The organism is Pseudomonas sediminis (assembly GCF_002741105.1).
Taxonomy (GTDB): Bacteria; Pseudomonadota; Gammaproteobacteria; order Pseudomonadales; family Pseudomonadaceae; genus Aquipseudomonas; species Aquipseudomonas sediminis.
Window position 1 is genome coordinate 772861 of the sequence record NZ_NIQU01000001.1, and the last position, 14402, is coordinate 787262.

Below are 14402 nucleotides of genomic sequence, written 5' to 3' on the forward strand. Positions count from 1 at the left end.
AGATGCCGTCACTCTAGGTAGAACATGGCATAGTCGATAGAGCCAAGACCTTAACAATCGACTAGGACATGAGCATGCACAGCATTCGCCTCGCGCCCGAGCGCGATCAGGCCACGCCTATCTATCTGCAGCTCTACCGGCGCCTGCGCGAAGCCATTGGCGAAGGCCGCCTGCAACCCGGTGAGCGCGTGCCGTCGGTACGCGCGCTGGCCAGCGAGCTGAATCTGGCGCGCGGCACGGTGGAGGCGGCCTATCAATTGCTGATCGGTGAGGGTTATCTGCTGCCGCGCGGTCCGGCGGGTACCGTGGTTTCGCCACAACTACCCCACGCGCCAGGCGGTGCGGCCGTTGCCGCCATGCCCCAGCAATCGTCACGTCCTGGCGAGGGGCGAACACCCGATGCTTTACCCTTCCAGCTCGGCCTGCCGGCGCTGGACGCCTTCCCACGCAAGCTGTGGAGTCGTCTCGGTGCCCGTCATCTGCGCCAGCTGACCTGTGCCGACCTCGACTACCCCGCCCCACAAGGCCTGCTCGCCTTGCGCCGCAGCCTGGTGCGCTACCTGGGCGTATCACGCGGGATCACCTGCGAGCCGCAGCAGGTGTTCATCACCGCCGGCTATCGCAGCGCACTGCTGCTGATTCGTCACGCACTGCTGCAGACGGGCGACTCCTGCTGGTTCGAAGACCCGGGTTATTTCAAGGCGCGCGAGGCGCTCGAAGGTGCCGATCTACAGCTGATTCCAGTGCCGGTGGATGACCAGGGCCTACGCGTGGACGAAGGACGTAGGCTCGCTACCGATGCCCGTTGTGCACTGGTCACGCCTTCACACCAGAGCCCGCTCGGCGTGTCCCTGAGCCTTCCACGGCGCCTGGCGCTGTTGGAATGGGCTCGAGCCAGCCAGGCCTGGATCGTCGAGGACGATTACGACAGCGAATACCGCTACGTCGGGCGACCGCTACCGGCGCTGAAAAGCCTCGATCACCACGGTCGCGTGCTGTACTGCGGCACCTTCAGCAAGGTGCTGTTCCCCGGCGTGCGCCTTGCCTACCTGGTGGTGCCGCCGGCGCAAGTGGAACGCTTCGCCGCCTGCGCGCGCACCTTCGATCATGGCTGCCCCGCACTGGCGCAGGCCATCACCGCAGACTTTCTCGATCAGGGCCACTTCGCCCGTCACCTCAAACGCATGCGCGCGCTCTATGCGCAGCGTCGAGGCTTTCTGGCTGCGGCGCTGGAGGCGGTATTCGGTTCGCGTTTGCAGGTGGAGTTGCAGGCCGGCGGCATTCACCTGCTGGCGCGGCTCGACGAATCAGAAAATGACGTCGACCTGGCGGCCCGCGCACAAGGCGCGGGGCTGGCTGTAATGGCGTTGTCGCAGTGGGCACGCCAGCAACCGTGTGGCAGCGGGCTGCTGCTGGGCTTCACCAATATCGCCAGCGCCGAGCAGGCGTTGCACCTGGCTCGGCGATTGGCGACAGCGGTCAACTGAGGATCAGGACGCCAAGTAGGACGAGCGCGTCAGGCCCAGACGCAACGCGTCGAGGAACTGCGTGCGCTCACGCGCGCTGATCTTGGCACTGGCGACCTTGTCGCGGTAGTGGGTCATCAGCTCCTCGGGCGACAGGTGCACGTAGCGCAGCATGTCCTCGATGGTGTCATGGGTCTCGATACCGGCGTGCACCACGCTGCCATCGGCGGCCTGGTAGATATTCACCGAATCGGTGTCGCCGAACAGATTGTGCATGTCACCGAGGATCTCCTGGTACGCGCCAACCAGGAAAATGCCCAGCACGTAATCCTCGCCTTCGCGCAGCTCATGCACCGGCAGGCTGGTCTCGATGGACTGCTCGTCGACGTACTGACGGATCTTGCCGTCGGAGTCGCAGGTCAGGTCCTGCAGCACGGCGCGGCGCAGCGGCTCTTCGTCCAGGCGCGACAGCGGCAGGATCGGCAGGATCTGACCGATGGCCCAGGTGTCCGGCAGGCTCTGGAACACCGAGAAGTTACAGATGTACTTGTCGGCGAGCTTGTCGTTGAGCTCGTCGAGCACAGCACGGTGCGAGCGCTGGCGGGCCTTGAGCTGGTTGTGCAGGCGGCGGCAGATCGCGAAGTAGCACTGCTCGGCCAGCGCCTTCTGCGCCAGGCTGAGCTTGCCGGACGAATACTGAGCCGCCACTTCCTCGATGTAGTGGGTGGCGCGCCAGTAGGTTTCCGCGACCATTTCCGGGTCGCTGTCGTCGAGCAGTTCGATCAGCACCTGGAGGATTTCCGGCTGTTCGACGCTGGCGTCGATCTCCGGCACCTTGTCGTTGTGACGCTCGACGTCGGTCACCTGCACCAGCAGCACGGCGTGGTGCGCAGTCATCGCCCGGCCGCTCTCGGAGAAGATGTGCGGATGGGGGATTTCCTGGCGGTCGCAGAATTCCTTGAGCATGTCGACCACGGCATCGGCGTAGTCCTGCATGTCGTAGTTGATCGAGCTGGCGTTACGCGAGTGGGTGCCGTCGTAGTCCACACCGAGGCCGCCACCGACGTCGATGTGATCGACCGGTAGGCCCATGGCGCGCAGCTCGCCGTAGTAGCGGATGGCCTCACGGAAGCCCTTGCGGTAGTCGGCGATGTTGGCGATCTGCGAGCCCATATGGAAGTGCAGCAGGCGGATGCCCTGGTCCAGCCCGGCCGCGCGGAAACGCTCGACCACCGAAAGGATCTGCGCCGCAGACAGGCCGAACTTGGACTTCTCGCCACCGGTGTCGGCCCACTTCGAGGACGCCAGCGAGGACAGGCGCACGCGCAAGCCAATCTGCGGCGCGACCTTGAGCTCGGCCGCCTCCTCGATCACTAGGGCGACTTCCGATTCCTTCTCGATGACGATGAATACGTTGTGGCCGAGCTTCTGCCCCATCAGTGCCAGACGGATGAACTCGCGGTCCTTGTAGCCGTTGCAGACGATGGTGCCGCCCTTCGGCGCCAGCGCCAGCACCGCCAGCAGCTCGGGCTTGGAGCCCGCTTCGAGGCCGATGGAGACATTCTGCGTGGCGATGATGTTCTCGATCACCGCCTCCTGCTGGTTGACCTTGATCGGGTACAGCGCGGTGTAGCGGCTCTGGTATTCCAGGCGTTCGATACTGGCGTCGAAGGCTCCGGTCAGACGGCGCACGCGATCTTGCAGAATGTCCGGGAAGCGCACCAACAGCGGCAGCGACAGACCGCTCTGACGCAGCTCGTCGACCTGCTGATAGAGATCGATGGGCTGGCTGTCCGGGCCGTTGGGACGCACTTCGATACGCCCGGCGTCGTTGATCGAGAAATAGCCGGCGCCCCAGTGGCGAATGCCGTAGACACTGCGGCTATCGGCTACGGTCCATTGGCTGCCGTCGTCTTTGCGGGTGCGTCGTGCGGACATCGGGTTCTCCCATGAGAAAAGCCTGACCTTGCTGGCGGCCAGTTTAGAAATGATGAAAGCAAGATGACGTTTGCTCGGCGGTTGACCGTAGTAATGTCATCGAAGTTTAGAAAAGGGCTTATCAGCCGCCGGACTTCTTCGCGGTAAACCCGCGCTTACTCAGCTCGGCCAACAACAGCTCGACGTGATCACCCTGGATCTCGATCACCCCATCCTTGAGCGCGCCGCCGGTGCCACAACGCTTCTTCAGCGCGCTGGCCAGCTCCTTGAGCGGCTCCTCGGCCAGCGGCACGCCGCTGACGGTGGTGACGGTCTTGCCGCCACGGCCCTTGGTTTCCCGGCGCACACGGGCAATACCGTCGCCATCGGGAATGCGCGTCTGTTTGCAGATGCAGGCATCCACCGCCTGGTTGCAATCCGGGCAATGGCGACCACCATCGGTGGAATAGACGAGACCGCTCAGGGCGGAGAATGAAGAGGCTTTCTTGACCACCGGCTTGTCCTCGTAGGGGTCAGGATAGCGACTGGCTGAACGGATTCAGCCGCGAAGCCCCACTCAGGCAGGGGCAGCGCAGGCGGACAGACGTCCGCCGAAAAGGCCGCGCAGTTTAACGACAAAGGCCGGGCTTGCTAAGACCAAATTTGCGTCATTGTTCGGTACTTTGGCGACGCTGTTCGTCATCGTGCACGGAGCGCTCGGAATCAACGACGCCGTAGGGTGCGCACCGCCTTTACATCTGAGTCGGAGCTTCGGTGCGCACAGCGCACCCTACGAACTCGATACAACCACCCTCTCCCGCCCTTCGGGCACCCTCTCCCATAAATGGGAGAGGGTCATCGGAAGGCCGTAAGCGGCCGGCTCATATAGCGTTCCAGCGCCGCCAACGAGTCCGGGCAGTAAGGTAAGCGGTGAGTTTCCTCCAGCGCCTGCTCAATGCTGATGAAGCGCGCCTCCAGCACTTCTTCCGGCTGCAGCTGCAGTGGTGCATCGGACACCGCCGAATAGGCCATGCACCACAGACGGCTTTCCGGTGCGTCATAAAGAAAGTGCGCATGCTCGATCAGTTCGGCATCGACGATACCCAACTCCTCGGCCAGCTCACGCTCGGCAGAGAGCCGATAGTCCTCACCTTCGAGTACCATGCCGCCGGCCGCTACGTCCCAATAGCCGGGATACAGCGCCTTGCTCAGGGTGCGCCGGTGCACGCACAGCAGCCCAGCCGAATTGAACAACAGGATGTAGGTGCCGCGTCCGATCAGGCGCTGCTCGCGTAGCTCGGCCCGGGAAACACCACCCAGTGGCTGATCATGCTCATCGACCCAGGCCACCCGCTCCTGATCGGAAGCGACGCGATGCGCCGCTTCCGCTGCCGAAATCGCGACCATCAACCCTGGCTCAGCAGTTGACGCAGATCGATCATGCCGGCATTGGCACGGGAGATGTAGTTGGCCATCACCAGCGAATGGTTGGCGAGGATGCCGTAGCCACTGCCGTTGAGGATCATCGGGCTCCACAGAGTGGCTTGCGCTGCTTCCAGCTCACGAATGATCTGACGCACGCTGACAGTGGCGTTCTTCTTCGCCAGCACGTCGGCGAAGTCGACCTCGATCGCGCGCAGCAGGTGAGCCAGCGCCCAGGCCTGACCGCGAGCTTCGTAGAACACGTTGTCGATCTGCAGCCACGGCGTCTCGTACACGCCATCTCGCCCTACCAGTCCGGACTCTTCGGCGTCGTTGCCCACCTGCAGGTTCTCGTTCAGGCGCACCTGGCCGACGCTGGCCGACAGGCGCTGCGACAGCGAGCCGAGACGAGTGCCGGCATCGCCCAGCCAGTTGTTGAGGTTGTCGGCACGGGCATAGAACTGCGCATTCTTCTGCCCAGTATCAGACAGACGAGCCAGGTAGCGATCCAGCGACTTGATGCCCTCGCGGTATTCAGACTCGGAGGCCGGCAATGCCCAGCTCTTGTTATCGAAGTGGAAACGCGGCTCGGCCTTGGCCAGGTCCGGGTCTTCGGTCGACTGCGACTGCGAGCGGGCGAAATCCTTGCGCAGCGCACGGGAGAAATCACGCACCTGCACCAGTACGCCGTATTCCCAGCTCGGCATGTTGTCCAGCCACAGGCCGGGCGGCGCGAGGTCGTTGGACAGGTAGCCGCCCGGCTTGTCGAGCAGCGTGCTGGCGACCTGTTTGAGGGTTTCCACCGTGGTGTAACCGGTCACCATCTGGCGCTGCGCCTGCTGCGCCGCGCTCTGAGCATGCTGCTGCACCTGAAACGCAGACGGCTCCTGACTCCAGTACCAGCCAACCACCAGGGCGATCAGCAGATAGACACCGATCAGGCCGCCCAGTGATCGAGCGATCAGGTTGCCACCGCTGCGGTCGCGCCCTGAGGCCTTATCGGCGCTGCCCTGCGAGTTCGTCGAGCGATTCTTCCAGTCCAGCATGACAGTGTCCCTTTTTAAGCGAATTCGAGTGTTCGACCACAACCTTGCCAACGGGTTGCGACCTGTTCCGCACTATAAGGCAAGCCCACTGCAAAACGCAGGGCGCAGGCGCAAACTTACCGCTGGTACGGGAAAACTACATTTCTGTCGCTTATTCGACAGAAATACGGCCGTCAATTGATCGACGGCAATGCCAGCGCCCGCAGCAAGTGATAGCATCAAGCCACCACTGACTTAACCACCTATAGAAGTCGGCCCATGACCGAGCACCCGGACCCCAGTCGCGATCGCCTCAAGCATCACTTCGCCCAGCGCGTGATTCATCAGGCGCGCCAGGTGCTGGAAGTATGGCAGCGCCTGCAGCGCAGCGAATGGAACGATGCCGGCATGGCCGAGCTGACCGAAGCCAACCTGCGCCTGCTGCGTTACGCCGAGCGCTTCGAGCAGATCGAGCACGCGCAACTGGCGCAAAGCATTGGCACCAGCCTCGACGAGGTCGTGGAAAATCACGGCCGTCTCAACAGTACGCTGATCGCTCGCCTCAATCAGGCCATGCAACGCCTTTCACGTACCGGCCTGCGCCATAGCGACGCCTTCGAGCAAACCTTCCTGCCACCGCTGCGCAAACCGGTGTATCTCGCCCTGCAGGACGCCCAACGCGCCGAGCGCCTGGCCCAGCAACTGGAGTTCTTCGGCCTGGCCGCGCAGGCACTGAGCGATGAACGTGCTTTCCGCGCCGCCATCACCGAACGCCACCCCGCCGCCATCGTCATGGACGTCGACTTCGCCGGCGCCGGGCTGGAGCTGGCAGGCTCGGTGCAGGAAGGCTTGGAGCAGAAGATCCCGCTGCTGTTCTTCAGCCACTGCGACACCGACACCCCGACACGCCTGGCCGCCGTACGCGCCGGCGGCCAGGAGTTCTTCACTGGCTCGCTGGATGCATCCAGCCTGCTCGAACGCATCGAAGTGCTGACTCACGTCTCGCAATACGACCCGTACAAGGTGCTGATCGTCGATGACTCAAAAGCCCAGGCGACCCATACCGAACGCGTACTCAACAGTGCCGGCATCCTCACCCACACCCTCACCGAGCCTATCCTGGCGATGGATGCGCTGACCGAGCTCCAGCCGGATCTGATCATCCTCGACATGTACATGCCCGAGTGCAACGGCACCGAACTGGCCAAGGTGATCCGCCACAACGACCGCTACGTCAGCGTGCCGATCATCTATCTGTCGGCCGAGGACGACCTCGACAAGCAGCTCGATGCCATGAGCGAGGGCGGCGATGACTTCCTCACCAAGCCGATCAAACCACGCCACCTGATCGCCACCGTACGCAACCGCGCGGCACGTGCGCGCAACCTCAAGGCGCGCATGGTGCGTGACAGCCTGACCGGCCTGTACAACCACACTCACACCCTGCAACTGCTCGACGACGCCTGCTTCCGCGCACGCCGCGAAGAGCAACCGCTGGCTTTCGCCATGCTCGACATCGACCACTTCAAGAAGGTCAACGACACCTACGGCCACCCCATGGGCGACCGAGTGATCAAGAGCCTGGCGCTGTTCCTCAAGCAACGCCTGCGCAAGACCGACCATATCGGCCGTTATGGCGGCGAGGAATTCGCCGTGGTGCTGCCCGACACTGACGAACAATCGGCGCTCAAGGTACTGGAGGAAATTCGCCAGCGCTTCGCCGAAATCCATTACCCAGCCCAGCCGCAGGACCTGTCCTGCACCTTCAGTTGCGGCATCGCCATGCTGCAACCTGGCCTGGACGGCAACGCACTCTCCAAACGCGCCGACGAAGCGCTGTACAAGGCCAAACATGGTGGTCGTAACCGCGTAGAGCTGTACGACGACGAATAAAGCGCCGCCAAACGTGACGCCGTTCACGGCGTCATCAGGGTGTAACCAAATCGCAATACGCTCGCGGGCATCGTTCAGTTGTCGATCGAGCCTGCCATGCGCCTCAAGCTGCTTACCAACCTCAATACCCTGTTGCTGGTCACCGTTTGTGTCGCCCTGGCGGCAACCTTGTGGTGGTCGCAGCGCGCACTGCAGCAACCGGTGCAATTGATGGAGCGCTACCTGACGCTATCCCAGCAGTTTCAGCGCGAGGTGGCCGACAACATCCAAGCCTATCTGGCCAGCGGCAATGCCATGCAACACAGCGCCGCAACCCAGGCCATCGACGCCTTCGACGAATCCATTGAACAACTGCCGCAACAACTGACCGCCGAACTGCGTCCCAGCCTGGAACAACTGCGCGACTTCAGCGCCAATCAATTGCTGGCCGCAGGCAAGCTGGCTGGCGATCCGCAGGGTCTGCTGCTGCAAGCCGAGCGCGAGATGCTCGCCGCTTTGGAACAGCTCAACCAGTACGCAGCCAGCGGCAGCGGCCCGGCAGCCAGCGACTATCGCCAGCCGCTGCAGGACGCGAGCTCGCGCCTGCTGAAGCTTGCTCACGCCCGTGAACGCTTCATCAGCCAGGGGCGCAGTGAACTGCTCGGCGATGTCGAGCGCGAACTCAAGGCCCTTGCTCAGCAGGTCGAGACGCTGGATAAGCTGCCGCTACTTGGCGTGCCACAAACCGACAGTTCTGCCAGCGTCGGCTTCGCCGCGCTGCTCGGGCTGGATGATGCACAACAGGAGCAACAGGCGCAGGATCGCGGCATCGACCTGAAACGTGAACTGGGCACGCTGGTGCGCCGCTACCCCAGCGAACTGCAACGCACCCGCGAGCTGGTTGAGCAACGCCAGCAATTGGCCGTGACCACGACCGAGCGCGTGACCCAGGTGCAGCAGGCACTGGCGGCGCTGGAGCCGCTGGTAAAAGGTGAGTACGCGCGTATTCAGGGCGAGGTAAGGCTGATTCAGGGCCTGATGATCGGCCTGATCCTGCTGATCGCCCTGGTTATCGACCGCATCCAAAGGCGCCTGGCACAGGTGCTCGAACGTCTGGTACCGGCGCTGTCGCAATGGGCGAGCGGTGATTTCGCGACGCCGATCAGCATCCACTCCCGCACCCGCGAGTTGCGCGACATCGAAGACTCGCTCAATCACCTGCGCGGCTATCTGGTAGAGCTGGTCGCCAGCATCCGCGGCCATGCCGAGCATGTCGCCGGCTCAAGCCGCACCCTGGCCGACCTCAGCGGCGGCCTGCACGGCGGTGCCGAACGCCAGGCCGGCGATACCGCGCTGATCCGCGACGCACTGGGCGAGCTGGAAGCGACCATCGGCCAAGTCGCCCAGGACGCCAGTCAGACAGCCGACGCCAGCCGCGACGCCGACCGCGCCCTGGCCCAGGGCCAGCAAGTCATCGGCCAGAGCCTACAGGGGTTGCACGCGCTGGTCACCGAGGTTCAGGGCAACGCCCAGGCCATCGAACGCCTGGCCGACGAAACGGCCACCATTGGCGGTGTACTGACGGTGATTCGCGGTATTGCCGAACAGACCAACCTGCTCGCCCTCAACGCCGCCATCGAGGCCGCTCGTGCCGGTGAGGCCGGCCGTGGCTTCGCCGTGGTCGCCGACGAAGTGCGCTCACTGTCGCAGCGCACCGGCAGTGCCACGGCGGAAATCCAGGACGTCATTGGTCGCCTGCAACAGGCTGCGCATCAGTCGGTACAGGCCATGCGCGCCCAGGTCGAACATGCCGAAGCGACCGCAGGCAAGGCCGAGGCCGCGGATGGTGCGCTGGACGAGATCGTCAGCGCCATTCGCACCATCGCCAGCATGGCCGAGCGCATCGCCGAGGCTACCGCGCAGCAGAGCGATGCGGTCAGCGAGATTCGCGAGCACGGTGAACGCATTCACCAACTGGGCGACGACAACCTCGGCCTGATCGCCAGCGGACGCAACGAAAGCGAGCGCCTGCTGCACCTGGGCAGCCAACTGCATAGCGCCGTACAGGCGTTTCGCGTTTAGCAGGCTGCGACATGGCAGCGCAGGCAGCAACCGCCCGGGAACTCGACAAGGCCGGCTGTCTCCAAGGTTCCGCTCATCCCAGGCATTCGACGCTCCGGCGCAGCGACGGCGATGCGGGTGGGCGCTTTCCGGTATCATGCCGCCACCTATCGCCGAGATATTCGCCCGATGTCACTGCGTCGACTGCTGCTTCCCCTGCTTCTGCTCTGCCTGAGCCTACCCGCCAGCGCCAACCTCTTCGATAAGCGCCCGGCCGCCTCGCCGCTTGGCGCGCCGCTGAATAACAGCAGCGACTTCCTACCGGTGCGCGAAGCCTTCAAGCTGAGCCTGGTGAGCAGCGATGCACAGGCAGTGACGCTGCGCTTCGTCGCGACCGAGGGCTATTACCTTTATCGCCACCGCCTCAACTTCAGCGTCGAGCCGGCCGATCTGGCGCTTGGCGACGCCGAATTGCCGCCAGGCGAGGCCAAGCACGATGAGTTCTTCGGCGATGTCGAGGTGTACTACGGCGTGCTGGATATCCGCCTGCCGCTGGAGAACCCGGACAACCGCCCGCTGCGCCTGCAGGTCGGCTACCAGGGCTGCGCCGACAAGGGCCTGTGCTACCCGCCAGAAACAGAGTTCATCGAGATCGGTGATATGCCTGCTGCCAACAGCAGCGATGCGGCATCGGTGGCAGCCGGCTGGAGCTGGAAAGAGCTGGCATTGTTCTTCCTCGGCGGCCTGGCGCTGACCTTCACGCCTTGCGTCCTGCCAATGCTGCCGATTCTTTCCGGGGTAGTACTGCGCGGCCAACTGGGGGGTGTACGCAGCCTGACCCTGTCACTGGCCTATGTCCTGCCGATGGCCGCCTGCTTCGCCATTCTCGGCACGCTGATGGGCCTGTTCGGTGCCGGTCTCAATCTGCAGGCGCGCCTGCAGTCGGCCTGGGTACTGGTGCCTTTCGCCGCCTTCTTCGCGTTCTTCGCCCTGGCCATGTTCGGCCTGTTCGAACTGCGTCTGCCCCGTTTCCTCAGCGAACCGCTGGATCGTCTGGCCGGCAAGACTCACGGTGGTTCGCATCTGAATGCAGCCTTGCTCGGGGTGCTATCGAGTCTGTTGGTCAGCCCCTGCGTCTCGGCGCCACTGGCCGGCGCCCTGCTCTATATAAGCGCCAGTGGTGATGCCTTGGGTGGCGGCCTGAAGTTGCTCGCGCTCGGCCTCGGTATGGGTACGCCGCTGGTGCTGTTCGCCGTGGGCGGTGGTGCGCTACTGCCGAAAACCGGCACCTGGATGGTCACGGTACGCAATGCCTTCGGCGTACTGCTGCTGGCCGTTTCGGTATGGCTGCTCGAACGCGTGCTGCCGGGCAGCCTCAGCCTAGCCCTGTGGGGTCTGCTGGCGGGCGGCGTGGCGGTGTTCCTCGGGGCGCTGGAGTTTGGGCCCAAGACGCATCGGCAGAAGCTCAGCCAGATCGCGGGCCTGGCACTGTTGGTTTACGCCCTGGCCGCCTGGGTAGGTGCATTGCAGGGTGCGACCGATCCGCTCAAGCCGCTCGGCCAGTTGCAGGCCGGCGCGAGCCAGAGCAGCGCCAAGAGCGGTGCCTGGCAATCCCTGAGCAGCCCCGCCGAACTGGACGCCGCACTGGCCGAGGCCAAAGCAAACGGCCAGCCGCTGCTGCTGGACTGGTATGCCGACTGGTGCATCAGCTGCAAGGTCATCGAGCGCGAGGTATTCGGCAATGCCGAAGTCGGCAGCAAACTGGCCGGCTGGCGCCTGATCCGCTTCGATATCACCGAAAGCAACGCCGCCCAGCGCGCCCTGCTGGACCGTTACAAGCTGTTTGGTCCGCCAGCCATCCAGCTGTTCGCCGGCAATGGTGACGAATTACTCGATCTGCGTGTCGTAGGTGAGGTCAATGCCGCCACCTTCGCAGGGCGCCTGGATCAGGCCAGCAACCGCCAGGCAGGTCGTTGAACGCTGGCAACACGATCCTCGCCCGTTCTTTGCAAATGCTCCGGCAACGACCGAAACCAACGCTATAGTCATATTTCTGCCGCAAACAGCAGGCATCGTGTCGACTATTGCTGACATCGCGCAGCTGCGGCATAGTCCTGCGCAGCCCGAACAACAAGGAACGCGACCATGGCCACCCTACTGGTGCTACACGGCCCCAATCTGAATCTGCTGGGCACCCGCGAGCCCGACAAATATGGCGCCACCACCCTCGCCGAAATCAACCAGGATCTGGAGCAGCGCGCACGCGAGGCTGGCCATCATCTGCTGTACCTGCAGAGCAATGCCGAATACGAACTGATCGACCGCATTCACGCCGCAAAGGGTGAAGGCGTCGACTTTATCCTGATCAATCCTGCCGCTTTTACCCATACAAGCGTCGCATTACGTGACGCATTGCTGGCGGTGAGCATCCCATTCATCGAAGTGCACCTGTCCAACGTGCACAAGCGTGAACCTTTCCGCCATCACTCCTACTTCTCCGACGTTGCAGTAGGGGTGATCTGCGGCCTTGGCGCCAGCGGTTATCGGCTGGCCCTGGAAGCGGCACTCGAACAACTGACCGGGCGCGCCTGACGCGTAGCCTGGTAGACAAGTCCTACCTCACCTCTGGGAGTTGACCATTCATGGATATCCGTAAAGTCAAGAAACTGATCGAGCTGCTGGAAGAGTCCGGTATCGACGAGCTGGAGATCAAAGAGGGCGAAGAGTCCGTACGCATCAGCCGTCACAGCAAACAACCGGCCTATGCCCCGCAGCCGATGTACGCACCAGCACCAGCTCCGGTAGCAGCGCCTGTCGCCGCAGCCGCTCCGGGCGCTGAAGCCGCTCCGGCCGGCGCACCGAAGCTGAACGGCACCGTTGCTCGCTCGCCGATGGTCGGCACCTTCTACCGCGCCGCTTCGCCGACCTCTGCCAACTTCGTCGAAGTCGGTCAGACCGTGAAGAAAGGCGACATCCTCTGCATCGTCGAAGCGATGAAGATGATGAACCACATCGAAGCCGAAGCCAGCGGTGTGATCGAATCTATCCTGGTGGAAAACGGCCAGCCGGTTGAGTACGACCAACCCCTGTTCACCATCGTTTGATGCACGGGGAGCCTGCAATGCAGAAGCTGGAAAAAGTCCTTATCGCCAACCGTGGCGAAATCGCCCTGCGTATCCTGCGCGCCTGCAAGGAGCTGGGTATCAAGACGGTGGCCGTGCACTCCACCGCCGACCGCGAACTGATGCACCTGGGCCTGGCCGACGAGTCCGTCTGCATTGGCCCGGCACCTGGGGCACAGTCCTACCTGAACATCCCGGCAATCATCAGCGCCGCCGAGCTGACTGGTGCCACGGGCATCCACCCGGGCTACGGCTTCCTCGCTGAGAACGCCGACTTCGCCGAACAGGTGGAGAACTCCGGTTTCGCCTTCATCGGCCCGACCGCCAGCGTGATCCGCCTGATGGGCGACAAGGTGTCGGCCAAGAACGCCATGATCAAGTCCGGCGTACCGGTGGTTCCCGGCTCCGACGGTCCGCTGCCGGAAGACGAGGAAGAAGCCCTGCGCATCGCCCGTGAAGTGGGCTACCCGGTGATCATCAAGGCCGCTGGCGGCGGCGGTGGTCGCGGCATGCGTGTGGTACACAAGGAAGAAGACCTGATCAAATCGGCCAAGCTGACCCGCACCGAAGCCGGTGCAGCGTTCGGCAACCCGATGGTCTATCTGGAAAAATTCCTCGGCAACCCGCGTCACGTGGAAGTCCAGGTGCTGTCCGACGGCCAGGGCAACGCGATTCACCTGTACGATCGCGACTGCTCGCTGCAGCGTCGCCACCAGAAGGTGATCGAAGAGGCTCCGGCCCCGCTGATCGACGAGAAGGCCCGCGCCGAAGTGCTCAAGCGCTGCGTCGATGCCTGCGTCGAGATCGGCTACCGTGGCGCCGGCACCTTCGAGTTCCTCTATGAAGACGGTCGTTTCTACTTCATCGAGATGAACACCCGCGTACAGGTGGAGCATCCGGTCACCGAGATGGTCACTGGCATCGACATCGTCAAGGAGATGCTCAGCATCGCCGCTGGCAACCCGCTGTCGATCAAGCAGGAAGACGTGAAGATCCTTGGTCACTCGGTCGAGTGCCGGATCAACGCCGAAGACCCGGACAACTTCATGCCCAGCCCCGGCAAGGTCAAGCATTTCCATGCTCCGGGCGGTAATGGCGTTCGCGTCGACTCGCACCTGTACAGCGGCTACAGCGTCCCGCCGCACTACGACTCGCTGATCGGCAAGCTGATCACCTTCGGCAAGGACCGCGACGAAGCCATGGCGCGCATGCGCAATGCCCTGGACGAGATCGTGGTCGACGGCATCAAGACCAACGTGCCACTGCACCGCGACCTGACCCGCGACAAGGGTTTCGTCAAAGGTGGCGTCAACATCCATTACCTGGAAAAGAAACTGGGTATGGACAAGCACTGAGTCCATGACCTGCTGCGCGTCGGCGATACGGCGTTAAAAACGATCTCGGAATGCTCACTTACAAATGTAAGCTCCGCTCCCTCGACCGTTTTTGCCTTGTCTCGCTCTAGCTCGCGAGGTCATGACTGAAGTGCTACACAAGGGCTGCCCTCGGGCGGCCCT

11 protein-coding genes are annotated in these 14402 nt (G+C 63.3%); 7 read left to right on the forward strand and 4 right to left on the reverse strand.

Annotation, left to right across the window (positions count from 1 at the left end):
• Positions 1-74 precede the first annotated feature (74 nt).
• Positions 75-1487, forward strand: a complete 1413-nt coding sequence (gene pdxR, locus CDO35_RS03680) for a MocR-like pyridoxine biosynthesis transcription factor PdxR (RefSeq protein ID WP_099522969.1) — start codon at positions 75-77, stop codon at positions 1485-1487.
• Between the two features lie 3 nt (positions 1488-1490).
• Here the strand turns inward: pdxR and speA are convergent, their stop codons facing one another.
• The 4 genes from speA to CDO35_RS03700 all read right to left on the reverse strand — a co-directional run bounded on the left by speA (position 1491) and on the right by CDO35_RS03700 (position 5851).
• Positions 1491-3404 (reverse strand): arginine decarboxylase, encoded by a 1914-nt coding sequence (gene speA, locus CDO35_RS03685; RefSeq protein ID WP_099522624.1) that lies wholly within the window; start codon positions 3402-3404, stop codon positions 1491-1493.
• Between the two features lie 121 nt (positions 3405-3525).
• On the reverse strand, positions 3526-3897 hold the full coding sequence (locus CDO35_RS03690; RefSeq protein WP_099522625.1) for a translation initiation factor Sui1: 372 nt from the start codon (positions 3895-3897) through the stop codon (positions 3526-3528).
• Between the two features lie 341 nt (positions 3898-4238).
• Entirely contained in the window at positions 4239-4790 is a 552-nt protein-coding gene (locus tag CDO35_RS03695) for an NUDIX hydrolase (RefSeq protein WP_099522626.1), read from the reverse strand.
• Positions 4790-5851 carry a DUF2333 family protein gene (locus tag CDO35_RS03700; RefSeq protein WP_099522627.1) on the reverse strand — a complete coding sequence of 354 codons (1062 nt, stop codon included), beginning with the start codon at positions 5849-5851 and terminating at the stop codon, positions 4790-4792. The genes CDO35_RS03695 and CDO35_RS03700 overlap by 1 nt, the downstream gene beginning before the upstream one ends.
• Positions 5852-6109: 258 nt before the next feature.
• On the opposite strand from CDO35_RS03700, the gene CDO35_RS03705 reads away from it, so the two are divergent.
• From CDO35_RS03705 to accC, 6 genes are all read left to right on the forward strand, one after another.
• Positions 6110-7723: a response regulator gene (locus CDO35_RS03705; protein WP_099522628.1), complete on the forward strand. Its 1614-nt coding sequence runs from the start codon at positions 6110-6112 to the stop codon at positions 7721-7723.
• 1017 nt (positions 7724-8740) lie between these two features.
• Complete coding sequence (locus CDO35_RS23175) at positions 8741-9784, forward strand: methyl-accepting chemotaxis protein (protein WP_425048524.1); 1044 nt, start codon at positions 8741-8743, stop codon at positions 9782-9784.
• 168 nt (positions 9785-9952) lie between these two features.
• Positions 9953-11740: a protein-disulfide reductase DsbD gene (dsbD, locus tag CDO35_RS03715; RefSeq protein WP_099522630.1), complete on the forward strand. Its 1788-nt coding sequence runs from the start codon at positions 9953-9955 to the stop codon at positions 11738-11740.
• Positions 11741-11908: 168 nt separating this feature from the next.
• Positions 11909-12355, forward strand: coding sequence for a type II 3-dehydroquinate dehydratase (gene aroQ, locus CDO35_RS03720; protein ID WP_024306841.1), 447 nt, complete (start codon positions 11909-11911; stop codon positions 12353-12355).
• Positions 12356-12405: 50 nt separating this feature from the next.
• Positions 12406-12867, forward strand: coding sequence for an acetyl-CoA carboxylase biotin carboxyl carrier protein (accB, locus tag CDO35_RS03725; protein ID WP_099522631.1), 462 nt, complete (start codon positions 12406-12408; stop codon positions 12865-12867).
• A 17-nt stretch (positions 12868-12884) separates the two neighbouring features.
• Positions 12885-14240 carry an acetyl-CoA carboxylase biotin carboxylase subunit gene (gene accC, locus CDO35_RS03730; protein ID WP_099522632.1) on the forward strand — a complete coding sequence of 452 codons (1356 nt, stop codon included), beginning with the start codon at positions 12885-12887 and terminating at the stop codon, positions 14238-14240.
• Positions 14241-14402: the final 162 nt, after the last annotated feature.